Source organism: Chryseobacterium sp. A301, from assembly GCF_054489425.1.
The window spans coordinates 151,871-177,671 of the sequence record NZ_JBTMWY010000001.1; the positions used below are offsets into that span (position 1 = coordinate 151,871).

Annotated in this window: 21 protein-coding genes; 10 read left to right on the top strand and 11 right to left on the bottom strand. The window is 40.9% G+C overall.

Annotated features, from left to right (window positions below; translation table 11 throughout):
- Window positions 1-11 precede the first annotated feature (11 nt).
- Together ACX3PU_RS00725 and ACX3PU_RS00730 are read right to left on the bottom strand one after the other, a co-directional pair.
- Complete coding sequence (locus ACX3PU_RS00725; protein WP_459082806.1) at window positions 12-3,050, bottom strand: TAT-variant-translocated molybdopterin oxidoreductase; 3,039 nt, start codon at window positions 3,048-3,050, stop codon at window positions 12-14.
- Window positions 3,051-3,072: 22 nt separating this feature from the next.
- Window positions 3,073-4,443 carry a c-type cytochrome gene (locus ACX3PU_RS00730; RefSeq protein WP_459082808.1) on the bottom strand — a complete coding sequence of 457 codons (1,371 nt, stop codon included), beginning with the start codon at window positions 4,441-4,443 and terminating at the stop codon, window positions 3,073-3,075.
- 186 nt (window positions 4,444-4,629) lie between these two features.
- On the opposite strand from ACX3PU_RS00730, the gene ACX3PU_RS00735 reads away from it, so the two are divergent.
- Window positions 4,630-5,160 (top strand): SPOR domain-containing protein, encoded by a 531-nt coding sequence (locus tag ACX3PU_RS00735; RefSeq protein ID WP_459082810.1) that lies wholly within the window; start codon window positions 4,630-4,632, stop codon window positions 5,158-5,160.
- Window positions 5,161-5,187: 27 nt separating this feature from the next.
- On the opposite strand, the gene ACX3PU_RS00740 is transcribed toward ACX3PU_RS00735, so the two are convergent.
- Genes ACX3PU_RS00740 through ACX3PU_RS00760 form a run of 5 tightly spaced genes read right to left on the bottom strand, consistent with a single transcriptional unit; the run spans window position 5,188 to window position 12,278 of the window.
- Entirely contained in the window at window positions 5,188-6,555 is a 1,368-nt protein-coding gene (locus ACX3PU_RS00740; protein WP_459082812.1) for a DUF6080 domain-containing protein, read from the bottom strand.
- Window positions 6,512-8,059, bottom strand: coding sequence for a protein adenylyltransferase SelO (locus ACX3PU_RS00745; RefSeq protein ID WP_459082814.1), 1,548 nt, complete (start codon window positions 8,057-8,059; stop codon window positions 6,512-6,514). Before ACX3PU_RS00745 ends, ACX3PU_RS00740 begins: the two co-directional genes overlap by 44 nt.
- 50 nt (window positions 8,060-8,109) lie before the next feature.
- The gene (locus tag ACX3PU_RS00750) at window positions 8,110-10,482 is read right to left on the bottom strand and encodes a transglycosylase domain-containing protein (protein ID WP_459082816.1); all 2,373 of its coding nucleotides are present in this window, start codon (window positions 10,480-10,482) and stop codon (window positions 8,110-8,112) included.
- Entirely contained in the window at window positions 10,472-10,954 is a 483-nt protein-coding gene (locus ACX3PU_RS00755; protein WP_459082818.1) for a gliding motility lipoprotein GldH, read from the bottom strand. Before ACX3PU_RS00755 ends, ACX3PU_RS00750 begins: the two co-directional genes overlap by 11 nt.
- The gene (locus ACX3PU_RS00760) at window positions 10,941-12,278 is read right to left on the bottom strand and encodes a PSP1 domain-containing protein (protein WP_459082820.1); all 1,338 of its coding nucleotides are present in this window, start codon (window positions 12,276-12,278) and stop codon (window positions 10,941-10,943) included. Before ACX3PU_RS00760 ends, ACX3PU_RS00755 begins: the two co-directional genes overlap by 14 nt.
- A gap of 375 nt (window positions 12,279-12,653) precedes the next feature.
- Here ACX3PU_RS00760 and ACX3PU_RS00765 point away from each other — a divergent pair, with 375 nt between their 5' ends.
- Both ACX3PU_RS00765 and ACX3PU_RS00770 read left to right on the top strand, forming a co-directional pair.
- Window positions 12,654-13,889, top strand: coding sequence for an OmpP1/FadL family transporter (locus tag ACX3PU_RS00765; protein WP_459082822.1), 1,236 nt, complete (start codon window positions 12,654-12,656; stop codon window positions 13,887-13,889).
- Window positions 13,890-13,899: 10 nt separating this feature from the next.
- Entirely contained in the window at window positions 13,900-15,384 is a 1,485-nt protein-coding gene (locus tag ACX3PU_RS00770; protein WP_459082824.1) for an SGNH/GDSL hydrolase family protein, read from the top strand.
- Window positions 15,385-15,465: 81 nt separating this feature from the next.
- Here ACX3PU_RS00770 and ACX3PU_RS00775 read toward each other — a convergent pair whose 3' ends face one another.
- The 3 genes from ACX3PU_RS00775 to ACX3PU_RS00785 all read right to left on the bottom strand — a co-directional run bounded on the left by ACX3PU_RS00775 (window position 15,466) and on the right by ACX3PU_RS00785 (window position 18,002).
- The gene (locus tag ACX3PU_RS00775; RefSeq protein WP_459082826.1) at window positions 15,466-16,782 is read right to left on the bottom strand and encodes a porin family protein; all 1,317 of its coding nucleotides are present in this window, start codon (window positions 16,780-16,782) and stop codon (window positions 15,466-15,468) included.
- Window positions 16,779-17,345 carry an RNA polymerase sigma factor gene (locus ACX3PU_RS00780; protein ID WP_459082828.1) on the bottom strand — a complete coding sequence of 189 codons (567 nt, stop codon included), beginning with the start codon at window positions 17,343-17,345 and terminating at the stop codon, window positions 16,779-16,781. The genes ACX3PU_RS00775 and ACX3PU_RS00780 overlap by 4 nt, the downstream gene beginning before the upstream one ends.
- A gap of 72 nt (window positions 17,346-17,417) precedes the next feature.
- Window positions 17,418-18,002 (bottom strand): DUF4840 domain-containing protein, encoded by a 585-nt coding sequence (locus ACX3PU_RS00785; protein WP_459082830.1) that lies wholly within the window; start codon window positions 18,000-18,002, stop codon window positions 17,418-17,420.
- A 313-nt stretch (window positions 18,003-18,315) separates the two neighbouring features.
- Here ACX3PU_RS00785 and ACX3PU_RS00790 point away from each other — a divergent pair, with 313 nt between their 5' ends.
- Both ACX3PU_RS00790 and ACX3PU_RS00795 read left to right on the top strand, forming a co-directional pair.
- Window positions 18,316-19,254: a ribose-phosphate pyrophosphokinase gene (locus ACX3PU_RS00790; RefSeq protein ID WP_459082832.1), complete on the top strand. Its 939-nt coding sequence runs from the start codon at window positions 18,316-18,318 to the stop codon at window positions 19,252-19,254.
- A 108-nt stretch (window positions 19,255-19,362) separates the two neighbouring features.
- Complete coding sequence (locus ACX3PU_RS00795; protein WP_459082834.1) at window positions 19,363-19,998, top strand: 50S ribosomal protein L25/general stress protein Ctc; 636 nt, start codon at window positions 19,363-19,365, stop codon at window positions 19,996-19,998.
- A 79-nt stretch (window positions 19,999-20,077) separates the two neighbouring features.
- On the opposite strand, the gene ACX3PU_RS00800 is transcribed toward ACX3PU_RS00795, so the two are convergent.
- On the bottom strand, window positions 20,078-20,899 hold the full coding sequence (locus tag ACX3PU_RS00800; RefSeq protein WP_459082836.1) for a GLPGLI family protein: 822 nt from the start codon (window positions 20,897-20,899) through the stop codon (window positions 20,078-20,080).
- Between the two features lie 247 nt (window positions 20,900-21,146).
- Here ACX3PU_RS00800 and ACX3PU_RS00805 point away from each other — a divergent pair, with 247 nt between their 5' ends.
- From ACX3PU_RS00805 to ACX3PU_RS00825, 5 genes are all read left to right on the top strand, one after another.
- A complete protein-coding gene (locus tag ACX3PU_RS00805) occupies window positions 21,147-21,476 on the top strand; it encodes a HesB/IscA family protein (RefSeq protein ID WP_459082838.1) in 330 nt (109 codons plus the stop codon).
- A gap of 75 nt (window positions 21,477-21,551) precedes the next feature.
- Window positions 21,552-23,000, top strand: a complete 1,449-nt coding sequence (sufB, locus tag ACX3PU_RS00810; RefSeq protein WP_459082840.1) for a Fe-S cluster assembly protein SufB — start codon at window positions 21,552-21,554, stop codon at window positions 22,998-23,000.
- A gap of 71 nt (window positions 23,001-23,071) precedes the next feature.
- A complete protein-coding gene (gene sufC / locus ACX3PU_RS00815; RefSeq protein WP_459082842.1) occupies window positions 23,072-23,818 on the top strand; it encodes a Fe-S cluster assembly ATPase SufC in 747 nt (248 codons plus the stop codon).
- A gap of 71 nt (window positions 23,819-23,889) precedes the next feature.
- A complete protein-coding gene (gene sufD, locus ACX3PU_RS00820) occupies window positions 23,890-25,197 on the top strand; it encodes a Fe-S cluster assembly protein SufD (protein ID WP_459082844.1) in 1,308 nt (435 codons plus the stop codon).
- Window positions 25,198-25,264: 67 nt separating this feature from the next.
- Window positions 25,265-25,783 (top strand): hypothetical protein, encoded by a 519-nt coding sequence (locus ACX3PU_RS00825; RefSeq protein ID WP_459082846.1) that lies wholly within the window; start codon window positions 25,265-25,267, stop codon window positions 25,781-25,783.
- Window positions 25,784-25,801: the final 18 nt, after the last annotated feature.

The window sequence follows — 25,801 nt, forward strand, 5'->3', positions numbered from 1 at the left end:
CTTATTATTATTTAAACTTTGTTTTCTTTTCTGTTTCTCACCTTCGTGTGATAGAATACGTTCGGTTTCGTTCCGATCTCTTCTAAAAGGGTATAACGTCTATTGTCTGTAAATAGCTCTCTTACTTTAGACTTCTTGTCGTTCATATCCCCAAATTGCATAGCTCCAGTTCCACAAGCTTTAGAACAAGCAGTTTGGAATTCGCCGTCTTCAATACGTCTTCCTTCTTTCTTCGCTTCTAGAATTGTGGTTTGCGTCATTTGGATACACATTGAACATTTTTCCATAACCCCTCTAGTTCTTACAACTACATCTGGGTTAAGAACCATTCGTCCAAGGTCATTGTTCATGTTGTAGTCAAACTTATCATTCTGGGCATAGTTGAACCAGTTGAAACGTCTTACTTTGTATGGACAGTTGTTTGCACAATATCTTGTTCCTACACAACGGTTGTATGCCATTTGGTTCTGACCTTGCTTCCCGTGAGAAGTCGCCGCCACTGGACAAACTGTTTCACACGGTGCGTGGTTACAGTGCTGACACATTACCGGTTGGAAAATCACATCTGGATTTTCAGCCGGATCAATAAGAATGTCATAGACTTGCGGTACATTCAGTCCTCTGTCTACTTGTTGCTTAGGAGTGATTTTTTCTCTCGCAGAATAGTAGCGGTCAATTCGAAGCCAGTACATGTCTCTTGACATTCTGATTTCTTCTTTTCCTACAACCGGAACGTTGTTCTCCGCTTGACACGCGATGATACAAGCTCCACAACCTGTACAGGAGTTCAAATCCACAGATAGGTTGAAGTGAGGACCGTCCGTGTCATCAAACTCATCCCATAAAGTGATTTTACCTGCTGGAGTGGATTCCGTTAAAGTATGGTATTCTAAAGGCTTGTTCCACCCATTAATTTTATCATCAAATGCTACGTTGAGGAACGACTCTAAAGGCACTTCGCGTGCAATGTCATAACGTCCCATTAGCGTATTCTGAAGCTGCATTCCTGCAAACTCATGCATTCCTTTTACTTTCTCTAGCTTCACATTTGAAACCACTCGGCTCTTTCCATCAAAAAGAGGATAGGCATTGATTCCTGTTTCTGCTACTTTTCCAGAACCCGTTTTACCGTATCCTAATGCAAGCCCCATAGAACCCTCTGCCTGTCCTGGTTGAACAAAGACAGGTACATTCTCTAGAGTTACATTTCCCACTTTCACGTTTACACGAGAACCGTCAAGCTGCATTCTTCCGTTTAGATCGTTATCGAATTCTAAACGTTCTGCATCTTTAGGAGAAACCGTTAGGTAGTTATCCCAAGAGATTCTTGTGACAGGATCAGGTAATTCTTGAAGCCAAGGGTTGTTTCCTTGCGTACCGTCTCCGACAGCCACGGCTGTATAAAGTGCAAGTTCAATATCCGAAGCTTTGAACGCTTGGAGTTCTGAAATGGCACCTTGTGCATTTCCTCCAGCGTAAGCTAAGGTAGGGCCAAATTCTACTTCATTAAATCCACCGTAAAGAGCTTTGTTGAAAGTTTTACCTCCTAAAATAGTTAAGGCATTTGCCTTTAAATAATTGTAGAAGCTATTGTTTTCACTTCCTTTTCCATTAATCCAAACTAAAAGAGATTCTTCAATCTGTCTTGGTTTGTAGATTTTAGAAATGGTAGGTTGCATAAGCGAGTAGGCTCCTGTTTGAGGAGTTAAATCTCCCCAAGATTCTAACCAGTGTGTCGGTGGAATCACTACTTTCGCTGCCTTATAAATTTCATTTTTCTTATCAACAACTGCAATGATATGAGGTACTCTTGCAATTCCATTCTTGAAGGCCTCTGCTTTGTTTGAAGAATAAAGTGGGTTTACATTGTTTACAATCAGTGTTCCTATTTCTCCGTTTGCTAACCAAGTTAAGAATTCTTCGTAACGAGCTGTATCGTACTCTTTCAATAAGTTCGCTTTTCCTGTAAAGGCAACCGAACCTAATTTTTGGTTAATTAAGTGAGCTAGTACATAAGCTCCTTTGCTTCCGTCCGCAAAAACAACTGCTTTGCTTCCTTTAGCCTGAAGTTCTTTTGCGATTTTCGCTGCATCCCCTGAGGCAGAACTTCCATTAAGTGCGTTGTAAACGTCCACTAACACTTTGTAAACTGAACTTGGTTTTAAACGAATTCGTTCATCCGCGTTAGCTCCTGTTAGGGACATGTTAGACTCTACTTGAATGTGTCTCAACATATTTGCGCCTGGCTTTTTCGCAGTCGCATAAGAGGATTCTAAACTTCCTCCATTATAATCTTCTAAGAAATCCGCTTGGAAAGACACGACAAGTTCGGTTGTGCTTAGATCGTACACCGGTAGGTGTCTTTGACCGTAGACTTCCTGCGCTGCATCTAAAGCAGAAGCGTGCGGCAGTGCATCGTAGGTTACCAATTCAGCAGTTGGATATTTCACTTTAAACTCATCTACCAACTTTTTAAAGGTTGGAGAAGGGTAAGAGTGAGAAAGCAAGACGATTCTCTTCCCGATACTTGTACTTTGGGTTAGGGCATTAAGAACGTAATCGTCTACTGCATCATACGTTTCATCTTTCCCGTCTACTTTCGGTTGTTTTACTTTGTCGTTATCGTAAAGGGAAAGAACTCCCGCTTGAACTCTAGCACTGGTTTTACCAAGCTCTTTGGCAAGCGCATTAGGTTCAATTTTGATTGGTCGTCCTTCTCTTGTTTTTACCAGAACACTCGCAAAATCCGATCCATCAAAATAGGAGGTTGCATAGTAATTAGGAACCCCGGGAATAATATCGTGGGGCTTAACCACATAAGGAATCGTTTTTAACACAGGAGCCTCACAAGCTGCGAGGGTCACTGCTGCCGTAGAGAATCCTAATAATTTAAGGAAATCTCTTCTGGACGTTCCTGAACTATCATCCGACTTACCCAAAATTTCATCTACAGGAATTTCATCCTGAAACTCTTTCTGAGCCAACTTATGGTTTAAAGTTGGGTCCTTTAGTTCATGAATACTTCTGAATTGTATTTTATTTGAAGCCATTTATACTTCTAATTTAACGTTATTAATAATGACATTTTCCACACTCAAGACCACCAATAGCATCTACAGTAATCTTACCTTCTTTCTTCGGATATTGTTTTTTCAACTTATCGTGAAGATTGGCGAAATATTCTTTGTTATAGCCGTTGTCCATATCCACTTCGGTCGTTCTATGGCACTCAATACACCAACCCATGGTGAAATCATTTGCCATCGATACGACGTTCATGGTATCCACCTGTCCGTGACAAGCTTTACACACGACATCAATTTGATCGTCTGGATTCTTTTTGTTGTGGGAACTGATAATCGTCTTCTCACCAGCTACTACGTGCTGTGCGTGATTAAAATATACGAAATCAGGCATATTGTGAATACGAACCCACTCCACTGGCTTTTTCTCGTTTTTATACGATTGACTTCCTGGATCCCATCCTGTTGCGTCATAAATTTTTTGAATCTCAGCGTCATAGAACGCTTTGTCCTTCCCTGGCTCCATATACGTTCCTGTGTATTCAGAAATATTACGGTGACAGTTCATACAAACATTCATGGAAGGAATCTCTGAGACTTTCCCGTATTTAGCGGAAGAGTGACACAATTGACAGTCAATTTTGTTTTCTCCAGCGTGAATCTTGTGCGAGAAATGGATGGGTTGTTCTGGCTGATAGCCTTTGTAAACCCCGATTCCCATTAGTGCATTCCAAACTCCGTAGAAGGCTAGCAAGGCAAGTAGACCCATTGCGATCTTACCTACGTAACTATACTTCTCGTAGAGACCACCAAATGTATATGCATTCGTTTTATTAAGGCCTGCAAGTTCTTCTGTTTGGCTAAGTTTCACAAGCTGTCTCAGCTTCAATAGCAACCAGATCAAAAGACCCACAATAGCAATCAGTGAAATCAGTAGAATTTTTGAATTTTCACTTTGTTTCTTCGCTTCATTCAGAAGCGCTAGTGAATTTTCATCCGAAGCTCCAGCGGTTGCCTCTGCGGCAGGCTCTGGTGCAGGTGGATTTGAAGTGTAGGCAAGAATGTCGTCTATATCCTGGTCCGAAAGATTCGGAAAGGGAAGCATAACAATCTTATTATGATCCTCAAAGGTCTTATTGGCGTAGGCATCTCCTGAATTACGAAGTGCTTCATTGTCTTTGATCCATTTGTGTAACCAATCTACACCGAGACCTTGTTCTTTCTCCAGTCGCTCGACAACCCCACCTAAGGCTGGGCCAATCAAATTCTTGTCTAATGTGTGACACGCGGTACAATTGGCTTTAAAAAGTGTTTCGCCATTTTTAGGATCACCGTCCTGTGCGTGGACCGAAGTGGCGGTGGCAAACAATAGACCTATTGCTACCAGACCCCTCTTGTAATGCTTTCTCCAACTAATCATTTAAATAATCTTGGGTTAGTAAAAATTGATGAGTATCCATTCAATTCTGCAAAAGTAAGCTTTTTAACACTACATTAACAACCGAAAAAATTAGAGATTCCGAGAAGCCTATTAATTTGTAACCATTCTAAATAATAGCTTTTGGTATAATTTTTATTTATAGTAAATTTGCCCAAATTACCTTTGATGAAAACCAATTTACTCTATACACTATTCTTTTTTGCCCTTAACCTTGGATTGGTTAAGAGCCAAATCGTAACCAAGACAGACACTTTGCAAGGCACAACTCTTACGTTATCTATGGACAAGCGTATCAGTGAAACGATGGCGAAAATGGAAGACAATTGTACTCGCCCGTCCCAAATGCCAGGGTCTAAAAACGCCTCAGACATAGCAGACTCGAGAGATTCATCCAATTTTTCTAAACCTTTGTCAAGAGCAGAAATTTGTCGTCAAAACCCAAGAATTCTAGGGTATAAAATCCAAATTGCGGTGGCAAAAAGCAACCAGGAAGCCAACGAAATCAAATCTTTTTTCCGGAATCGTTTCCCGAACATTAAAGTTGAGACCGATGCGTCTTTGCGACCGAATTACCGTATATTAGTTGGGAGTTACGTCTCTAAACAAACGGCAAGCTCGGATTTAAGCCGTATTAGAGGTCAGTTTAAATCTGCCCGAGCGGTTCAATACCGAGTCTTTTGCGTGGAAGCGAAATAACTCCTGCTTCTTTCCTCTTGCGTAATTCTACCTGTAATAGAGGTTCAAAAAATCAAAGAATTCTTGCATTCTGTAAGCATTATTAAGCGCTAAGTACAAAGTCATAAGAATAAGTGTGATGATCAAACTGGTAAGTATTCTGGTTTGCTTTCGATAAGAATAGAGCAGCCAGCCTAAGACCAAGGGATACACCATCACGAAATGACCTCCATAAATATAGGAGGTATGCAATCCGAACTTAAGAACGCAGTGAATAAGGAAGTCGAAAAAGAAAAGGAAAAAAAGAATTTGAACCATTTTGTTTTTCCTGTTTTTTATCCAGGACCAAACAAGCAAGCTAAAAAGTACTCCCACAAATAGATACGGAACCCAACTTGTGTATACGTCCATAAATAGAGCCTTGTATTCAAAGGCTTTTTTATTGTGATAATCCCGCGTTATAAATCCTGAGAAAAGCACATTACCTCCTAAAAACCAAGAAGAAATCATATCCCATAAAGGCGTCACTTTTGGTTTTGAAAACTTTTCGTATTGCTCCGTTGTCTTTGACAAAATAAGGCCGTAGTCAAAATTCATTCGGTACAAAAACAAAAGAACAAAGACTCCTACCGCGATTGCCCCCCGAACCACCGCATTTCCAAAGGATTTAAGGGATTTGAAGAGTCCTTTCTCGTAGAGTAGCCCTATGTAGACTTTAGCTGCATTTGTGACCGTAAGCCCCCCTATGGTAACTGTAAAGATCGTAAGTGCAGCGATCGAGAACTTCCTACCACTCCTTAATTTGCGCGCTGCATAGTAATTAAAAAGCGTCAAGAAAAAAAGACTATAAGTATACGTTTCCGGTGTGAAACTTAGAAGGATATTCGTTGCGAATAGGGAAAAGAACACCAATAGCAAACAAGACAAAACGTTTGGCAATTGAATGATCTCACGTAGATACTTGAAAATTTGCACCAGAGTTAAACTCACCATGAAAACACTACATCCAGAAAGTACGAATCGAAACGTCGAATCCATCTTTCCTCCCGAAACAAACAAAGCAAGCTCTCGAATCCAATTAAAATAATAATTTGCAAGTGGATGCCTTTCAAATCCACCGCCTGTCATCACAATCGCACGATTGTCAAAACTAAAATAGGCATCCCAAGGAATGCGATTGTCAAAAACAATTCGATAGTCAAGTGCAATAGGCATTGCTAGGGTTGTGTAACCCAGTACAAAAAAACAAAAAACAGCCCATTCCATACGATTGGAAGGGAAGACCATTTTTAAAACAAAAGAAAGTTTTTTTATTAATTTCAAAGGAGATAGAATAAGCGGTGAAAATACAAATAATCCGACACTGTTTCCTTTAGGAACTACAAGATAATGTAGAACATCCAAAGGTATCTTCATATCCCGAAGGTCGTTTGGCACTCAACTCCGGATATAGCTGCTCATAGGGCGATTTCAAGGCGGATTTCAATTGTTCAAATAAGGTCCGATCTCCCGTCTCAAGCTGCTCAAAGCATTCGTAGAGAAGGTAATTTCTTAATGTGAATTTGGGATTGTTCTTTTGCATCAGTAGCAAAGCCTGCTGATCAGAAATAAGGTTCCTCATTTTACGCTTTTGGTACTTTTCGATAAAAGTGCTGAATTCTTCTTTTTGCGTAGAGGAAAGAGTCCCATAAAATACTTCTTTGAAAAAAGAAACTGGTTCCTTTGACCCCTCAAAAGATTCTAATTTAATAAAAAACAGTGTATAATCGGCCCTTGTGATCTGCATTAGACTTTGCCAATCAGAAAAGAAATCCGAATCGTCTTTTTCCAATTGCTCGAAGCCAAATTTTCTTGCCAGCATTTGATCATGTTCCTGCCAAAAGTAAGAGGAAAACCCATCTAGCTCGTTCTGAAGTTCATTTGTATCGTGTACAAGGGGAGCAATTGAATTTGCAAGCTGCCATAGATTCCATTGTGCAATATGGCCCTGCTGGCCAAATGCATATCTTCTTCCGGGTAGATCCGTTGTGTTTGGGGTAAAATTTAGATCGTACTCATCTAGCATCGAAAAGGGCCCATAATCGATCGTGATGCCAGCCAGCGACATATTGTCTGTGTTCATAACTCCGTGGGTAAATCCCACTCGGTACCATTGCACCATCAAATCGGCTGTTTTGTGCATAACCTGTTTAAACCAAGCTAAATAAGGATCTAAGCTCTGTTGCAACTCCAAAGCATTGGATTCTCTTTCGATCAAAAAATCAACTAGGTCCTTCAGTAAATCTTCTCTTCCCTGCGAGGCGAGAAATTCCAAATGACCAAAACGAAAAAAATTCTTTGCGACGCGCATCATAAACGCACCCTTTTCAGGCCTTACGCGCCCGGAATACAGCTTGTCTCGCATCACCATTTCGCCAGACAAAGTAAGACTTAGGGATCGAGAAGTTGGAACTCCTAAAAAATGCATCGCTTCGCTCATTAGGTATTCACGCACCGTTGAGCGTAGAACCGCTCTGCCGTCTGCACTACGAGAATAAGGGGTTGCGCCTACTCCCTTCCATTGAAGTTCCGTAAGCTCCTTTCTGTCGTCGTCAATTTCTCCTACATATATCGCACGACCATCCCCAAGCTGCCCCGCCCAATTACCAAATTGATGTCCACTGTAGGCTGTCGCATACGTTTCAAGATTTTCAGGAATGAAATTGCAATTTAGAAAATCACAGTCTTTTGAGCCATCGATTCCACCAAGCCCAATCTCACGAGATAGTTCTTCGTTAAAATCGAGTAACTCTGCTTTTGGAAATGAATCTGGGCGCACCAGTGCATACAGTACATTTGGTGTTTGGCGCTGTGCTAAATCATAGCTCTCATCGCCTGGAAACCGTTTGCGAAACAATTGAGTAATCCTATCTAATCGCATATTACATATTCTTAAAGCGACAAAAAGACCTTTTTAAAAGGCCTTTTGTATTATTGATTGAAATCTACGTTGGAGTCTTTATTTAATTTCTCGTTGAGATTTTCTTCCTTCTTCACAGGGGCCTTTTCCTGCGAAGATCGATCGGGAGTCGGATTTCGAATTTCTTCAATGGTTTGAAGTCCTCCTTCATCACCGTATCCTCCTAATCCTGACAAATCACCACAGTCTCCTGTCCAGTTTGAGGGCTTAATAAACTTATCCTCTGCGGAAACCCCTAGGGATTTCTCGGCCCAAATCTTCTTCATAAAAATCGCCCAAATTGGCAAAGCCATTTTTGCCCCTTGTCCTTCGCCCGTACTTCGGAAGTGGGTGGCTCTATCTTCCCATCCTACCCAAACACCGGTCGCCAAATTAGGAGTCATCCCAATGAACCATCCATCTGAGTTATTCTGAGTCGTCCCTGTTTTTGCAGCAATCTCTATCTCTTTTGAAACTCCACGTCTTCCCAGCTCTCCTGAAGCGGTTCCATATTCGGCTACCCCCTTCATCAAATCAATCATGGTATAAGCGTAGAGTTCATTCATTACCTCTTTGGTTTCATTTTTAACCTCCTTAATCACTCTTGAATTCGCATCTTCAATTCTCCAAATCATTTCGGGACGGATGTAATTCCCAAAGTTCGCAAAGGAACTGTACGCTCCTAGCATTTCATAAATGGTAATGTCTGAAGAACCTAAAGCAACCGCAAGCTGCCCTCGGGGCATATCTTGTGTAACGCCAAGATCACGAGCAAGCTGAATTACTTTGTCCGTTCCTGTCATATCCATTAAGCGTACCGCAACTGGATTTCGAGAAAATGCCAAAGCATTTCTAAGGGTCAATTCACCGCCAGTCCCCTGCACTCTGTAGCCCCTTTCATCAAACGTTGCATTGGATATCTTAGTACAAGGGGTCATTCCCAAATTCATAATGGCAGCGGCATACACAAACGGTTTGAATGTGGATCCCACCTGACGTTTCCCTTGCTTAATATGGTCGTATTGGAAATGCTGCCAGTTAATTCCTCCAACCCAGGCCTTAATCTCTCCAGTACCAGGTGTCATCGACATAAGTCCTGCCTGCGCAATTTGTTTATGATAACGGATTGAGTCGTAAGGGGACATTTCCACTTCTTCCTCCCCGTTCCACGTGAAACGTGTGGTTTTAATTGGTTTTTGAAACTCTAGCATAATTGAGTCTTCAGGGATGCCCGCAGCCGCTAATTGTTTATAGCGTCCCGTTCTCTTCATCGCCTGTAGCATAATTTTATCGCTTTCCTTTTCAGAAATCAAATAAAACGGTCTTGCTTTACGGCCCTTTTGCTCTGCATCAAAACTTTTTTGAAGAACCGTTAAGTGTTCCTTAATTGCCTCTTCGGCAAAGCGCTGCATTTTTGAATCAAGAGTCACGTATATTTTCAACCCGTCCTTATAGAGGTTTAAAGGCTTACCCGTCTTCTTCTCATGCTCTTTCAAATATTTTTCAATCTCTTTGCGAAGGAAAAACTTATAGTAGGCACTGTAACCTTCATCAATAGAACGTATAGGCTGATAATCGGTTACGATCGGAGTGTCGATTGCCTGTTGGTAGGTAGACTGGTCTAAATAACCGGTTTGAAGCATTTGCTCTAAAACTACATCTCTTCTGCGTTTTGCACGTTCCGGATTTCGTAAAGGATTGTTTGCAATTGGAGCTTCAAGCATCGCGACAAACATCGCGGCTTCTGGAAGAGTCAAATCTTTTGTCTTCTTGTTGAAATAGACACGAGAGGCCATTTCAATACCGTTTGCATTGTAGGTGAAATCAAACTTATTAAAATAAAGTGTCACAATTTCCTCCTTGGTATATCGTTTTTCCAAACTTACCGCTACGACCCACTCTTTTAGCTTTTGCACGACCCGATATAGAGGGTTCGATGACGGCTTCTTCGTAAATAAAAGTTTGGCCAACTGTTGTGTAATGGTGGATCCACCTCCTCGTTCTCCTCTAAAGTAAACCGCTCTAGCAAAGGACTTTACATCAATTCCTGAATGTTCTTTGAAGCGCTCATCTTCTTTAGCCTGAAGGGCATACACCAAATAAGGGGGGAGTTCTTGAAAGGTAACTGGCTCGGTTTTCTCTTTTTCGAATTTTCCGAGCACAACTCCGTCTGCGGAAATAATTTCAGAAGCAACATAAATATCCGGATTTTCCAGCTCTGTCACCTCTGGCATATCGCCTAGAAATCCTTGCGATACGGCAAAGAAAACGGCAGAAACACCCAAGATTACCACCACAAGTGCCGTCCAGATAAACTTAATCCATCTTTGAGTTGCAGCTTTCTGAGGCTTTTTCTTTGGCAATGGGAAGGTACTTTTGTTACCTGTTTGTTTTTTATTTTCCATCTTTCAATTGCGCAGTTTGAATTTTAATCCCAAAATCTTCAATTCCGTCTAGAGCTTCTCGTACAGTTTCTGGAGAAACTTCTAGTGTATAAAGTCCATTTTGGGGAAATCTATAATGACTTTTATACGTAAACAATACCTCTTTTGTATCCCCAAACCCTTTTCCTGTCCATTCTCCATTTGACTCTGCAAGCTGCAAGTTCACACGCTCTGTTAAAATCACCTTTGTCGAATCTACGCGCGCTACTACCTTTAGATTTAGATCTTGGTAGGGATATTCACTATTGTTTCTTACAACAAATATAATGTTTTTCGGATTTTGTGCCTCCTTTATTTCAAAATGAAACCTTTGAGTTTCAGATGCAGGCCAAATTCCGTTCAAAGAATGAATTTGAATGTCCTCTTTTGGATTCACACAACTACCTAATACACTTACAAATAGCAGGAGAAAGATCGCATTAAATTTTCTCATTCGGTTTTGGCTGCGAAACTTTTTCATTGGAATTTCCCTGGCTGTTTGACTTAGATCTTGGCCCCGATTTGCGATTGTTTGGATTTGATTGGTTTCTATTCTTATTCGGTTTTTTGTCATCCGATCCTACAGACTCCTTTTTGTTTTGCGCTTTCGATTCGTCACCTGATCTTCGATCTCTCGGTTGGTCTTTTCTGCTTTTATTGGGACCTTTGCGGCTATTTTGACGACCTCGTGAATCAAAACGGTCAATTTTGCTTTCTTGAATCAAATCCACTGGCTTCTCAGAAACCACATCCGTCGACATTAACTCTTCTAAAAGCTGTGCTTTTTGTCCTTTCTTATTGCGTTGAATTTGTTCCTTAACTTTCGCGGTATCAATATCATACCAAGCCATTGGGTTCTCCGCATAGGCAAACCACATTTTTCGTTTAAACACATCTATTTTGATGCAAAATGCACGTCCCTTTTCGGTGTCTAAACTTGTATTGGAGGAAGGGAAATCTGACAATGCATCCATATAGCTTTCCAACTCATAATTCAAACAACATTTTAGTTTTCCACACTGACCCGCTAGTTTCTGAGGATTGATACTAAGCTGCTGATAACGAGCTGCATTCGTGTTGACAGACCTAAAGTCTGTCAGCCAAGAAGAACAGCATAGTTCTCTACCGCAAGACCCAATTCCTCCGATTTTCGCAGCCTCTTGACGGAACCCAATTTGTTTCATGTCAATTTTGGTTCGAAAAGTGGAGGCATATTCTTTAATCAATAGTCGAAAATCTACGCGGCTATCGGCGGTGTAATAAAAGGTCGCTTTCGCTCCATCGCCTTGAAATTCAACGTCTGTTATTTTCATTGCAAGTCCTAAACGTGAAGCAATAATTTTTGCTTGCGTTTTGATTGCATCTTCTTTTTTTCTAGCTTCTTGCCAGGTTTCCACATCTTTTTGATTGGAAACTCGGTAAATTTTCAGGGCGTGTTCAGGTGAAAAATTTTTCTTTTTCATTTGAATATTCACTAACTCTCCTGTTAGGCTTACTACACCTACATCGTGTCCGGGACTGGATTCCACTGTAACAATACTCCCTATATGGAGTGGGAAATTTTGAGTGTTACGAAAAAAACTTTTTCGATCGTTTTTAAAACGTACCTCTACAAGTTCATTGCCGGTCTTTTGACTTGGACTACCCACATCGGAGAGCCAATCAAATACACTTAATTTATAACTATTGCCACAAGTATTCACACTTTCGCAGCCATTAGCAGATTTCGTACCGCAAGAATGACCGGAATCGCCGGATGTTTTACATCCACAACTCATATTTGATTAATTTTAATAATTGCAAATTTAGGATAATTTTTAACATAGGACTTGCTCTTGTTCGTCAAAGCGCTAGGAAGGATTGAATTCAAACACAAGACCCTCACTTTTCCCTATTCTCGACAAAAAGGAATCGCAGTAATAGTACACCTCCTAAGAAACTCCATTTGGGTTAGCTCTGTTTAATGTTAAACATGCCCGAAAACCATTCCATTTTAGAAAAATAATAGACTCTTAGACAAGTAAGTAAATTCAATACTCTAGAAAATAAAAATTAAACCCATGCTTTAAATAGTAATTTGTTTAAATTTATTAACGAAAATTAACATTCGTATACAAATTAGTTCTAAATTTGAAAGCAATAATTACCAATCTATGAAAAAAATAATCATTACAATGTCCCTTTTGGCAGGTATGACTGCCTATGCAGGAGGGTTCAGAGTTTCCCTTCAAGGGGTGAAACAATTGGCAATGGCACATACCAGCGCACATGTCGAGGATGCAAGTGTGGCATTCTTTAACCCTGCCGGTATCGCGTTCATTCCCTCGAAGCTAAGTGTGGCAGCGGGTGGATTCGGAGCGATTTCTTCCGTTACATATCAAAACCCAAATACCCACGAATCGTTTGAAACCGACAACCCGATAGGAACTCCTATTTATGCAGCTGTGGCGTATAAGCCCATTGAAAACCTATCCATTGGATTTAGTTTCACAACTCCATTTGGAAGTACCATCAATTGGGGAGAAGAGTGGGCTGGCAGAGAGATAGTTCAAAAAATGTCTCTAAAAGCGATGTTCTTTCAACCTATGGTGGCCGTTAAGTTAGCTCCTTGGGCATCTGTTGGGGTGAGCTACATCCATGCAACGGGAGAGGTAGATTGGGATAAGGCCGTAACTCAACTTGGTGGCAGCCTTAACATCAACGACAAAAAAGCAAAAGGAAGCGGATACTCTCTTGGATTCTATCTTCGTCCCACAGACAAATTAGATTTAAGTATCGCCTACCGTGGTCCCGTGGATATGAAAGCTGAAAATGGAACCGCTACATTTGATATTTCTCCCGCACTTTATCCAAATCTAGGATTAAACGCGAATGGAGAAGACCAATTCCAAGCAACTCTACCTCTTGTGGATGAGTACACGATTGGAGCCACCTATCAAGCCACTGAAAAATGGAAAATCTCTGCGGATTTTAATTACACAGGATGGGACAAATACTCAAGCTTAACACTTGATTTCGCCAACGCCCCTGTCGGAAATCAACCGAACGATCCGACCGTACTTACGACTCCGAAGAATTTCCACAACACGAAAACCTTCCGAATCGGAACCGAATACAAATTTAATCCAATGATTGCAGCTCGCGCCGGATGGTACTGGGATGAAGCTCCTTACACGGACGAAAATTTCATTCCAGAAACCCCTTCGTTTGATTCACATGTGTTCACAGCCGGTTTAGGACTTAAATTTGGCGGACTTGGAGTAGACTTAGCGGGAGCCATGTCCTTTCCGAAGTCGAGAGTGTTTGACAATCCGAATACACACTTCGCAGGACAAGCAAAAGCCAAAACATATTATTTTGGTTTAGGTCTTAACTACAACATTAAATAATTAGAAACCGATGAAGAAACTTATTATACCCGCAATTGCCGCCTCTTTTTTAATGCTTACTTATAGTTGTGAGACGGACTTTGACCAAGACGTGGAATCCATCTCCGTATCCAAAGGAGATGCAGACTTTAGCAAATATGTAGCGTTAGGAAACTCCCTAACTGCTGGATATAGAGACAATGCTTTGTACGTAGACGGACAAAATGAATCTTATCCTAGCATGCTTGCTCAGCAAATGAAATTAGCTGGAGGAGGAGAATTCAAGCAGCCAATGATGACCGATAACTTAGGAGGAATCCCAGCCATCGGTGTGGCCAACAAACTCGTTCTTGCAGTAGATGCGAACGGTTCACTAGGACCGGCTGTCGCAAGTGAAACCGCTTCCAACACAATTGCAAGCATTTATGGAAGTGGACCTTACCAAAACATGGGGGTTCCCGGTGCAAAATCCTTTCACCTACTTGCACCCGGTTACGGAAGTGCAGCAGGTCTACAAACAGGTACTGCGAATCCTTACTTTGTGAGATTTGCATCCTCAGCGACCACGACTGTACTTGGAGATGCCATGGCACAAAATCCAACTTTCTTTTCTTTATGGATTGGAAATAACGATGTGTTAGGGTACGCAACTTCAGGTGGCGATGGAAGCAATCCAATTACAGACATCGCACTCTTTACTCAGGCTTACAATGGACTTGTCGCCACTTTAACCTCGCAAGGAGCGAAAGGAGTGGTTGCAAACCTACCCAATGTAACCGCGATTCCATTCTTTACAACGGTTCCGTACAATCCCGTACCGCTTGATGCAGCGAGTGCTACGGCACTAAACCAACAAGTGTTTGGGCCATTAAGTCAAATTTTATCGGCTTATGGGCAAGGATCTAGAATTAAAATGGTTTCTCAGTCCAACAACCCACTTCTTTTGAAGGACGAATCGTTAACCGATATGTCTGTGCAAATTACAGGAGCCTTAGTAGCGAATGGAATTCCAGCTCAACAAGCAGGATTAATGGGTGCACTTTACGGTCAAGCAAGACACGCTACCAGTGCCGATTTAATCCCATTAACGACAAGCTCTGTTATTGGAACAACCCCTTCTTCTCCACTGGCTGTAGCCCCATTTGATAAATTTGGTGTTACTTTCCCACTCCAAGATAAGCATGTATTAACGGCGGTAGAGAAAGACGAAGTACTTGAAGCCACTAGCGCATTCAACAAAGTAATCAGTTCTGCTGCGACTGCGAAAGGACTTGCCTTTGTGGATGCAAATGCGAAAATGCTAGAACTCGCAAGATCTTCAGGAATCACTTTCGATGGCGTAAAATACACCACTACTTTTGTAACTGGAGGTACCTTCTCTCTTGATGGGGTTCACCTAACAGGACGTGGGTACGGAATTATTGCAAATGAATTTATTAAATCAATTAATAAAAAATACAACTCTTCCCTTCCTTTGGTGAATGTGAACCAATATTCAGGAGTTACCTTCCCCTAAGTTAGGATTGATACTTTAAAAGTCAAATAGAAAAAACCAGAGCGATTGCTCTGGTTTTTTCTATTTGTAATTTCTATTTACTTAGGGTTTTCCGATTGTAAACCGAAGTCCGGTCCGTAGACTTACATTAACCGGTTTATCCTTATACAAGGACTGTATGCTTGAATTGTCATTTAAATGGTATTCAATACCGGGTTCCACATATAGACTAATGTTTTTATGTAAACGGTATTCAAGGCCCACACCGGCATTTAAAGATACTTGAAGCGGTTTTTCACTAAGCTTTTCTTTCGTGAAAGTCTCAGGCTCATCCTTCACTACGTACTTGGTTCTTGAACTAGCAGCTACTACTTTTTTAACTTCTCCTCCTCCATAGGCATAGGTACGTACTTTGGAAGTCTCTGAAATCTCATAATTGACAAAAAGAGGCACTCCTATATAATGTAAATCTTGTCGGCTTTCCCAATAGCTGGTTTCGGTCCCGGCTTTTAGATCAGAACGTAAAAGCGTATAACTTACACCTGAACTTAAACTCCATTTCGAAGTAAGTGGGTATTGAACCGCGAGTCCGTAAGTTACAGGCGTATGATGATTTATTTCGGTGCTGGCTTTCTGTGCTAAATTCTCCACTAGTACGTTAGCATAGGGCGCATCAAGTTGCGCCATCGCCATTCGTGTGGCACTTCCACCGCTTAGGGTTAAGTACCCTGGGTTTTGTGCCGTAGAATTGGAAGCCAATTGTCCTGCAATCGGTCCAAAACTAAAACCTCTTCTCTCTTTGGTCCTCTTATTTGAGCTAGAAATTCTATCGGATTGTTTCTGCTTAGCAGTCACTGCAAAGTTTTTATACGGATAAGGGTCTGCTACTATTTTCGCTCCACTTAGAATCCCATACGTTTGGATACCCGTCCCTGAAAAAGAGGATAGAGACCGACTGTCTATATACGTTTCTACTTCTTTACGATTTTGATTTACTCTAGTTATGAAGGGATCTAAATTTCGTAGTAATGATTTCTCTCTCTTTTCAATCTTCACTATTGCCGGCTCAGATTCTGTTCTTAACCCTATATTCTCAACCTTATTTGAAGTTTTGAGCTTCTCTTTATTTCCTTCCAGAGTCAAGGAACGGTTTGGCGAAATTTGCTGCTTTCTGTCTAAAGTTGAAAAAAGCAGTGCTCCGCAGACTAGGATTCCCCCTAGACTGGCGGCAATGGCTAAGTTTTGAACTTTTCGTCTTCTCGCTATACGGGCAGAGCTACCCACTAGCGGGATAGAAGTAACCTCAGCAGGAAGCTCAACAAATAGACTTTGTTCTATTTTTTGCCATCCGTCTGAGTCTGGAGCCATCTCGTGGCCTTCCATCTTCTCTCTAAGCGTATGTGACCAGTTGCGTTTCATAAGATCTTTTTATCTAAACTTTGTCGTAATTTTATCTTCTCCGCTAAAATACTTTTAGCGCGGTGAAGTTGGGATGCAGATGTACTCTCTGTAATGTTTAAGTGCTCTGCAATTTGCTTGTGACTTAAATTTTCAAATACAAACAAATTAAAAACCGTTCGGTATCCGTCAGGCAATTGCAATATAAACTCCAATATTTCCTCCTGGGATAGACTCTCTACTTCTGGTTCTATAATCTCGGGCTCAGCAAGCTCCTCTTCAAACTGCAGTCTTTGCCACTCGGATCGAGATTTAAGCTCGCGAAGAGCTTCATTAATCACAATTCGTGACGCCCAGGCCTTAAGCGAGCCTTCTCCACGAAATTGGAAGGAAGAAATCGAATGAAACATTTTTATAAAACTATTTTGGAGCACGTCGTTTGCAAGATCCCGGTCTCTCACATAACGAATGCATAGCGACATCAGGCCAGGAGAAACTGAATGATACCATTCTCTCCACGCCACTTGCTCCTTTTGAAGAAGTGAGGCGATATATTCCTGTTCCGATCCTCTATAGCTATTCATTCCGATACTTCCCTGCAAAAAAACAAGGATTGTTCAAATGTACAACCCTTGTATTAATTTATAGATCGAATTCTATTTTTTTAGCCCTCCAAACAAGTAGCTAATCTCCTGGGTAGAAGCTAGCACTTCTCCATCTACTTCAATTTTGTCTGCATTAAATGCAAGGTAAAGTTCGGCTCCCATTTCAGTGGCATAATAAGAACCTGCGGCTTCTTGTTTAAAGTGAACCACCACAGATTTGGTTTGTCCGTCTACAGGCAAATCAAATTGAAGAGATTGTGCCGCTAACTTTAGAATCACTTCTTTCTTACTAGAAGCCAATTCACCTGTATACCCCATTGTGTATGGAATAGGCTCAAGTTGCTCTAAAGCTTCTTTTACTTTAATTGGATCCGTCAGAATGGATTTTACAATCTCGTCCATTGGAAACTCCTTAATTGCAATTGCATCTGCACTTGCCGTAAATGCTGCAAGGTAGGTTTTGCTAAATTGTCCCTGCTTTGCGACAGCTTTCCCACTATATTCACCGGGTACATCGCTCACTTCAACGGGTAATAATTCAGCGAAGTTATCGTCGTCCATGCGACATGAGACAAAAGTTAGTCCGATTAATGCAAACAGAGCGAAGGTACGCATCCAAGTCATTTTGTTTTTCATTTCGTAAAGTTTATAATTTTAAATTGTTTTAGTGAGCACTCACTAGGATAAAGTCAAAAAAACAGAAACCTTGCATGGGAAATTGAAAGAAAATCATAACCTTTTGATATTCAATGATAAAAATTTTAATTATAAATTCACTTGCGCTCTCTAAGTGCAAAAGAATCTATTCTGACTGTATCGGATTTGCCTTTAGCCTTTACAAGGGTGGTCCCATTTTCCCTGTGAAAAAGATAACCTCTAACATTTAACGGTCCCAAATTCATGTTACATTAAATTTTGTTTAAATTTGTGCTCTAATAAAAAGTTAAAAATGGCGGAGCAATTAAGTTATTTATTTTCGACAAGAACAAGCAAAGAATTAGCAGAAAAGATGGCCGAATTTTATGGTCAATCGCTAGGGAAAATCAATTTTCAAGAATTTAGTGATGGGGAATTTGAACCGGTTCTTGATCAATCTGTTCGAGGAGGACGTGTCTTTTTAATTGGGTCGACATTTCCACCTGCAGACAATTTATTAGAACTTCTTCTAATGATTGATGCGGCAAAAAGAGCGTCCGCAAAAAGCATTACGGTCGTTATTCCTTATTATGGACTCGCAAGACAAGACCGAAAGGACAAACCAAGAGCACCAATTGGAGCCAAATTAGTAGCCAATCTACTTACCGCGGCAGGGGCCACTCGCATCATGACCATGGATTTGCATGCGGACCAAATCCAAGGATTCTTTGAGATTCCAGTGGATCATCTTTACGCCTCTACCATTTTCGTAGATTACATTACTTCATTGAATCTAGATAGTCTTACCGTTGCCTCTCCAGATATGGGAGGAGCGAAAAGAGCGAAAAACTATGCGGGACACTTAGGAGCAGAAGTGGTTATTGCTTATAAAGAAAGAAAAAAGGCCAATGTCATAGAAGAGATGTTCCTTATTGGAGACGTGAAAGACCGCAACGTGATCCTGATCGACGACATGATCGATACAGCAGGAACTCTTTGCAAGGCAGCAGAAATTTTAATGAAAAACGGAGCGAAATCCGTTCGTGCGATGGCAACCCACGCAGTCCTTTCCGGAAAAGCCTATGAAAACATTGAAAATTCACCTCTTTTAGAAGTAATCGTCACGGACACCATTCCCGTAAAAACAGAACTTAGCTCTAAAATCAAAGTACTCTCGAGTGCAAAGCTCTTTGCAGACGTGATGAAAATGGTACACGAGCACCAATCCATCAGTGAAAAGTTCATAATTTAATTCGCAAACGACAATCCAATCTCTCCGCCCTCCCTTTTCTTGGAGGGCGGTTTTTAGTTTAGCAAAAAAATAGTTATCTTTGCCCACTCAAAAAATAATTTTTTTACAATGAAATCAATTACAATTCAAGGCACAAAAAGAGAAAGCGTGGGCAAAAAGTCTACAAAAGCTTTACGTGATGCTGAACTAGTTCCTTGTGTTGTTTATGGTGGAGGTGAACCTTTGAACTTTTCTTCTGAAGAAAAAGCATTCAAAGGCTTAGTTTACACGCCAGACGCACACACAGCTGAACTTGTTATCGACGGTCAAACCATCCCTGCAGTTCTTCAGGACATTCAGTTTCACCCAATTACTGACAAAATTTTACACGTAGACTTCTACAGATTATCCGACGACAAACCGGTAATCATGGAAGTACCTGTAAGATTAACAGGTCGTTCTAAAGGGGTTGTTGCTGGGGGTGCGCTAAGACAATCTTTCAGAAAACTGAAAATCAAGGCTCTACCTGCAAACCTACCAGACGAAATCGTAGTTGATGTAACTCCACTTAAAATTGGTAACAAACTTTATGTAGGTGACATCAAAACTTCTAACTTCACTTTTATGCATCCAGACAACGCAGTTGTTGTGGCTGTTAAAATGTCCAGAACTGCTCTTAAAGGTGGTGCTGCTCAAGACGATGATGAAGAAGAAGAAACAACGGAAGGTGCAACTGACGCACCCGCAAGTGAATCTGCAGAATAATAAAAATCTCTTAAGAGACACAAGAAAGCCGCTTCATTTTCATGAAGCGGCTTTTCTATTTCGTTCAATTTCTTAAAATCTATTTTTCAATTCCGTTGCTTGAATCCTTTATCTCGGTAAGCAATCTATTTTGGATTTCCTTTTGTCGGCTAGGATCCATCCCTCCTCTCCCTTGACCTCGACCGGGTCCAGAAGCTGCGGCCATAAAAGCAACAGGATCCTTGCGGAATCTTGCTTTTTGCTTTTCAAAATCAGAACGCTTTAAGTTGATTAGACGTCCTCTGCCAAACCCACTGGTGTCCGCGCTATTCGCTGCGCTCACGTTTAGAGCTTTGCTTTCTTTTAAATCAAAGCTATACTCACCCGATTCATCCTCTACTTTTACAATCAGTCCTGGAAGACCTGAAAACTTATAAGGTCCATCTGCAAAAGGGATTTCCGTAGTAAACCAAGCGGTCCATTTTCTTCCCCCAAAATCTACGGTTGCTTTTTGCGCAGAGTAGTCGCCCACTTTAGTCGTTTCGTCCTGGATTTCCCAAGCCATTTTACGATCCTCCTGGTAAGCGTATTGATCACGACCAATTCGTTCTTGGTAGGTGGTAACTTGATCTTTTAAATTTTTCTTTACTACGTAGTTTATTTTCGAGTTTAGATCTCTGAACTGAGAGGCTTCCATGGTCCCAGTCACTCGCACACGCTGGATCAAAGAATCTCGCTTTACCGAATTTTCTGACTGAAATACCGATTGACCCTCCCCTACATCGAGAAGTACGTTTTCAACCACCACTTGGTCAGGTTTTTCTAGATTAGGAACCATCCTTGCCTCGTAGACAAATCGCATCGATTGCGCACTGCCTAAAAAACTTACTGTGACAAGTAAGGAAAGCATTAATTTTCGCATTTCAAATTATTTAAAGTTGGATATGAATTTTTAAGAAAAGTTAAAAAATCTCCCTTGAAAAAACACATTTCTTTTTGAACATCCCATCCATGGCCAATCTTCAAGCTTTTCAATATCTTAAAAAAGGATAAAATAGTCCTCTTAAAGTCTCTGTCAATGGGAATGATAGGTAAAATAAGGAGTTAAATTTGATAATCCATGTAATAGTTCGTATTTTTGTAATCTAAAATCATTCTAAATAAAAACAATGATCAAAGTAAGCGATCAAGCAAAACAGAAAGCCATCCAACTCATGAGCGATGATGGGTTCGATGCACTAGTAGACTACATTCGTGTAGGCGTGAAAAGTGGGGGATGCTCAGGACTTGAATATGTCCTGAAATTCGACCATTCGAAAGAAGAATTAGATCAGGTTTTTGAAGACAACGGCATCAAAATAATCATTGATAAGAAATCTATCCTCTACCTAGCGGGAACCGTACTTGAGTATTCAGGTGGCCTCAATGGAAAAGGATTCGTATTCAACAATCCGAATGCCTCGAGAACTTGTGGTTGTGGAGAAAGTTTTAGCTTATAGCAAGCAAAGGGCTCCAAGTGCAGCCTCTAATTCTATAAAACAAATCGTTTTAAAGAATAACCTATTGTAAATCTTATGACTAAATATACAGAAGACGATCTTAGAGAAGATCTCAAAACCAAAGAGTACGAAGCGGGCTTTTATACGGACATTGAATATGAAGATTTCCCGACCGGACTGAATGAAGACATTGTTCGATTAATCTCGGAAAAGAAAGAAGAACCAAGCTGGATGACGGAATGGCGTTTAGACGCATACCGAGTTTGGCTTAAGATGACTGAGCCTACTTGGGCCAACATCAAACATGAATCTCCAGACTTCCAAGCTATTAAATACTATTCAGCGCCCAAGAAAAAGCCAGAATTAGAAAGTCTTGACGAAGTAGATCCAGAACTACTGAAAACCTTTGAAAAACTAGGGATTAACATCGAGGAGCAAAAAAGGCTTTCCGGTGTGGCTGTGGACATCGTAATTGATTCCGTATCTGTAAAGACCACCTTTCAAAAGACACTAAAAGAAAAAGGGATTATTTTCTGCTCTATTTCGGAAGCCATCAGAGAACATCCGGAACTGGTCAAAAAATACCTAGGCAAAGTAGTTCCGAGAGGAGATAATTTCTATTCTGCCCTAAACTCCGCTGTATTTTCGGACGGTAGTTTCTGTTACATTCCAAAAGGGGTGAAATGCCCTATGGAACTTTCTACTTACTTTAGAATTAACCAAGCGGGAACAGGCCAATTCGAAAGAACTTTGGTCATCGCAGACGAAGGAAGCTATGTATCTTACCTGGAAGGATGTACTGCACCATCGAGAGATGAAAACCAATTGCACGCTGCCGTAGTAGAGCTAATTGCAATGGACGGTGCCGAAATTAAATATTCCACAGTCCAAAACTGGTATCCAGGAGACGACCAAGGAAAAGGAGGGGTTTACAATTTTGTAACCAAACGTGGACTTTGCGAAAAGAATGCAAAAATTTCTTGGACCCAAGTAGAAACTGGATCTGCCGTGACTTGGAAATACCCAAGCTGCATTCTTAAAGGAGACAACTCCATTGGAGAATTCTACTCGATTGCTGTGACCAACAATCATCAATATGCCGATACTGGGACCAAAATGATCCACATAGGTAAAAACACAAGATCCACGATTATTTCCAAAGGGATTTCTGCTGGAAAATCGAACAACTCATACCGTGGACTAGTGAAGGTGATGCCAAGCGCAAAAGGAGCGAGGAACTTCTCACAGTGTGATTCACTCTTAATGGGCAATGAGTGCGGCGCGCACACTTTCCCATATATTGAAATAAAAAACCCAACTGCGCAACTTGAGCATGAGGCCACCACTTCCAAAATCGGAGAGGATCAGATTTTCTATTGCAACCAAAGAGGAATCAACACAGAAAAGGCCATCGCACTTATTGTCAATGGATTCAGTAAGGAAGTACTAAACAAGCTTCCCATGGAATTTGCAATTGAAGCTCAAAAATTACTTGAAATATCACTAGAAGGATCTGTAGGATAATATCCCCAGATTAAAAACCTAAATTTAAAGTCTGCCATCACGATTGGCATCACAAATACGCAAATTAGATTATGCTTAAAATTAACAACCTACATGCCGAGATTAAAGAGGAAGGCATTGAAATACTAAAAGGAATCAACCTAGAGATCAAACCGGGAGAAGTCCATGCAATCATGGGACCTAACGGAGCAGGAAAATCAACTCTTTCTTCTGTCATTGCAGGAAAAGAGGATTACGAAGTTACGCAGGGAGATATCCAATTTGAAAACAGCAGTATTCTAGAGGACGCACCGGAAGACCGGGCACACAAAGGAATTTTCATGTCCTTCCAATACCCGGTGGAAATACCTGGTGTGACGGTAACAAACTTTATCAAAGCTGCGTTAAACGAGACTCGTAAAGCGCATGGTTTAGAGGATCTACCTGCAAAAGAACTCCTTGCTCTTGTGAGAGAAAACTCGGAAAAACTAAATATTCGCAAAGATTTCTTAGGCCGTTCGTTAAACGACGGATTCTCAGGTGGAGAAAAGAAAAGAAATGAAATTTTCCAAATGCTAATGTTGAATCCCAAACTTGCGATTCTGGACGAAACGGATTCGGGACTCGATATCGATGCCTTGCGAATCGTTGCAGACGGGGTAAATTCATTTAAAAACGAGGGAAATGCAGTTTTATTAATCACGCACTACCAAAGACTTTTAGATTATATCCAACCTGACTTTGTTCATGTTCTAGCCGATGGGAAAATCATCAAAACGGGTGACAAATCTCTTGCCTTAGAACTTGAAGACAAAGGCTATGATTGGCTGCTAAACTAAGATCTTAACCTGGGAGGCCAACCTCTCGACTTATTTTTTGCCCCGTGGGGCAGTAAAACCTAAATATAAGAATGCCACTATTAGAATCAATTCAAAATAACCACCCTGAATTTCTACAAACTCTTGAGCACCGTTTTCTAGATGAACCTAGAAAGGAGGCTCTTGCGAAATTCCTTGATCTAGGCTTTCCGACTAAGAAAGACGAGGAATATAAATACACGAACCTAAAGGAAATTACAGAAAAAGAGTACTCGATGTTCCCTGTGGAAGAACATCATATCACCGAGCAGCAATTAAGCGAACTGCATCTAGGAGAAGAAAACTTTGACTGGATCGTGTTCATTAACGGGAAGTTGCATAAAGAACTATCCAAAGTCTCCATTGAAAATGTGGAATTCATGTCCTTTAAGCACGCCTTAAACGATGCGAACTACAAAGAAGTTTTTGAGAAATACTTTGGCAAAGTTGCAAATCCAGAATTGGCGTTTACCAATTTGAACATGGCTTATTTCCGCAATGGATTCTTCATGAAAGTACAGAAAAACGTCGTGATTGAAAAACCAATCCACGTATTCTATCTATCCGACAATCAACCTACCCATACTTTCTATAACACAAGAAACCTACTGATCGTGGATCAAGGTGCTGAAATCGAAGTCATTGAAAGTCATCACAACTTTGACTCTCATAGCGTCCTAACCAATTCGGTTACGGAAATTTTCACCTACTCCAATGCAAAAGCGGATTGGCACAAAGTTCAAAACGACTCTGCTACTTCCTATTTAATTGACCACACGTTTGCCCAACAAGAAAGTGACAGTCTCACCACAGTAAACACATTCTCTTTCGGAGGGAAAATCATTAGAAACAATTTGGATTTCATTCAAAACGGTTCTAATATTAATTCGTTCATGAACGGAATTACCCTTATTGGAGACGACCAACTTGTAGATCACCACACGGCGGTACACCACAACCAGCCTAACTGTGAGAGTTATCAAAACTACAAGGGAATCTACAACGATCGTTCTCACGGGGTCTTTAATGGAAAGGTTTTTGTGGATAAAATCGCACAAAAAACCAATGCCTACCAGCAGAATAACAATATTTTACTCTCTGAAGGAGCAAGTATTGACACGAAGCCACAATTAGAGATTTTTGCAGACGATGTAAAATGCTCCCACGGCTGTACCGTAGGTCAGTTAGACAAAGATGCACTGTTCTATTTAAGACAGCGCGGGATTTCTGTCAAAGAAGCGCGGGCCCTTTTATTATATGCCTTTGCAAATGATGCGATGGAAAACATCGACATCGAACCTCTAAAAACCAAAATCTCAAAACTTTTAGCCGAAAAACTAGAAGTTCAAATTGAGTTTTAATTTTTTTCATAAATGATTTTTTAGATCTGCCGCCTTTTGGACGGCAGATTTTTCGTTATTTTACACCATGGATCACAAGGCAATTAAAGAAAATATCCTTTCCTATTCAAAAGAGCAGAAAGTAAAAGAGGCTGTGGAATACCTCGTGGAAACCTATGGATTAAGCCACAGCAACATTCATGGGTTTGAGCTCCGAAGCGAAATCTCACCAAACAGTCTTCTTCTCACAGCCGAAGGCCCCATAGGAGGAAAGCAAACGGTGTATTTGCCTCAAAATATTTTGCATTTCGATCTTTCCCTTATCCTCAATATGATTGCACATGAGATGCTCCATGTTCGTCAAAAGGACCGCGAAAATCCAGTGGAGGATAAAAATGAACGCGAATGGCAAGCCTACTACGAAATGCTATTCCATCCCCACTTTCCTTTGATCCCTGATGCTCCTGATTTTAACCGCATTCAATTTGCCGAAAAAGCCCTTATTTACTACAACAGGATGGGAGAAGGATCTGCACTCCAAATTCGATATGAAAAACAAAAAAGGCAAGTTCAGGCGCTACTTGAGTCTCTGAAATTGCCTAGTTAGAAAGGAATGTGATTCTTT

What these genes read in the sequence shown, in the direction of transcription:
- ACX3PU_RS00725 (WP_459082806.1), bottom strand. Translation starts at nt 3,050, where the DNA reads ATGGCTTCAAATAAAATACAATTCAGAAGTATTCATGAACTAAAGGAC.
- ACX3PU_RS00730 (WP_459082808.1), bottom strand. Translation starts at nt 4,443, where the DNA reads ATGATTAGTTGGAGAAAGCATTACAAGAGGGGTCTGGTAGCAATAGGT.
- ACX3PU_RS00735 (WP_459082810.1), top strand. Translation starts at nt 4,630, where the DNA reads ATGAAAACCAATTTACTCTATACACTATTCTTTTTTGCCCTTAACCTT.
- ACX3PU_RS00740 (WP_459082812.1), bottom strand. Translation starts at nt 6,555, where the DNA reads ATGAAGATACCTTTGGATGTTCTACATTATCTTGTAGTTCCTAAAGGA.
- ACX3PU_RS00745 (WP_459082814.1), bottom strand. Translation starts at nt 8,059, where the DNA reads ATGCGATTAGATAGGATTACTCAATTGTTTCGCAAACGGTTTCCAGGC.
- ACX3PU_RS00750 (WP_459082816.1), bottom strand. Translation starts at nt 10,482, where the DNA reads ATGGAAAATAAAAAACAAACAGGTAACAAAAGTACCTTCCCATTGCCA.
- ACX3PU_RS00755 (WP_459082818.1), bottom strand. Translation starts at nt 10,954, where the DNA reads ATGAGAAAATTTAATGCGATCTTTCTCCTGCTATTTGTAAGTGTATTA.
- ACX3PU_RS00760 (WP_459082820.1), bottom strand. Translation starts at nt 12,278, where the DNA reads ATGAGTTGTGGATGTAAAACATCCGGCGATTCCGGTCATTCTTGCGGT.
- ACX3PU_RS00765 (WP_459082822.1), top strand. Translation starts at nt 12,654, where the DNA reads ATGAAAAAAATAATCATTACAATGTCCCTTTTGGCAGGTATGACTGCC.
- ACX3PU_RS00770 (WP_459082824.1), top strand. Translation starts at nt 13,900, where the DNA reads ATGAAGAAACTTATTATACCCGCAATTGCCGCCTCTTTTTTAATGCTT.
- ACX3PU_RS00775 (WP_459082826.1), bottom strand. Translation starts at nt 16,782, where the DNA reads ATGAAACGCAACTGGTCACATACGCTTAGAGAGAAGATGGAAGGCCAC.
- ACX3PU_RS00780 (WP_459082828.1), bottom strand. Translation starts at nt 17,345, where the DNA reads ATGAATAGCTATAGAGGATCGGAACAGGAATATATCGCCTCACTTCTT.
- ACX3PU_RS00785 (WP_459082830.1), bottom strand. Translation starts at nt 18,002, where the DNA reads ATGAAAAACAAAATGACTTGGATGCGTACCTTCGCTCTGTTTGCATTA.
- ACX3PU_RS00790 (WP_459082832.1), top strand. Translation starts at nt 18,316, where the DNA reads ATGGCGGAGCAATTAAGTTATTTATTTTCGACAAGAACAAGCAAAGAA.
- ACX3PU_RS00795 (WP_459082834.1), top strand. Translation starts at nt 19,363, where the DNA reads ATGAAATCAATTACAATTCAAGGCACAAAAAGAGAAAGCGTGGGCAAA.
- ACX3PU_RS00800 (WP_459082836.1), bottom strand. Translation starts at nt 20,899, where the DNA reads ATGCGAAAATTAATGCTTTCCTTACTTGTCACAGTAAGTTTTTTAGGC.
- ACX3PU_RS00805 (WP_459082838.1), top strand. Translation starts at nt 21,147, where the DNA reads ATGATCAAAGTAAGCGATCAAGCAAAACAGAAAGCCATCCAACTCATG.
- sufB (WP_459082840.1), top strand. Translation starts at nt 21,552, where the DNA reads ATGACTAAATATACAGAAGACGATCTTAGAGAAGATCTCAAAACCAAA.
- sufC (WP_459082842.1), top strand. Translation starts at nt 23,072, where the DNA reads ATGCTTAAAATTAACAACCTACATGCCGAGATTAAAGAGGAAGGCATT.
- sufD (WP_459082844.1), top strand. Translation starts at nt 23,890, where the DNA reads ATGCCACTATTAGAATCAATTCAAAATAACCACCCTGAATTTCTACAA.
- ACX3PU_RS00825 (WP_459082846.1), top strand. Translation starts at nt 25,265, where the DNA reads ATGGATCACAAGGCAATTAAAGAAAATATCCTTTCCTATTCAAAAGAG.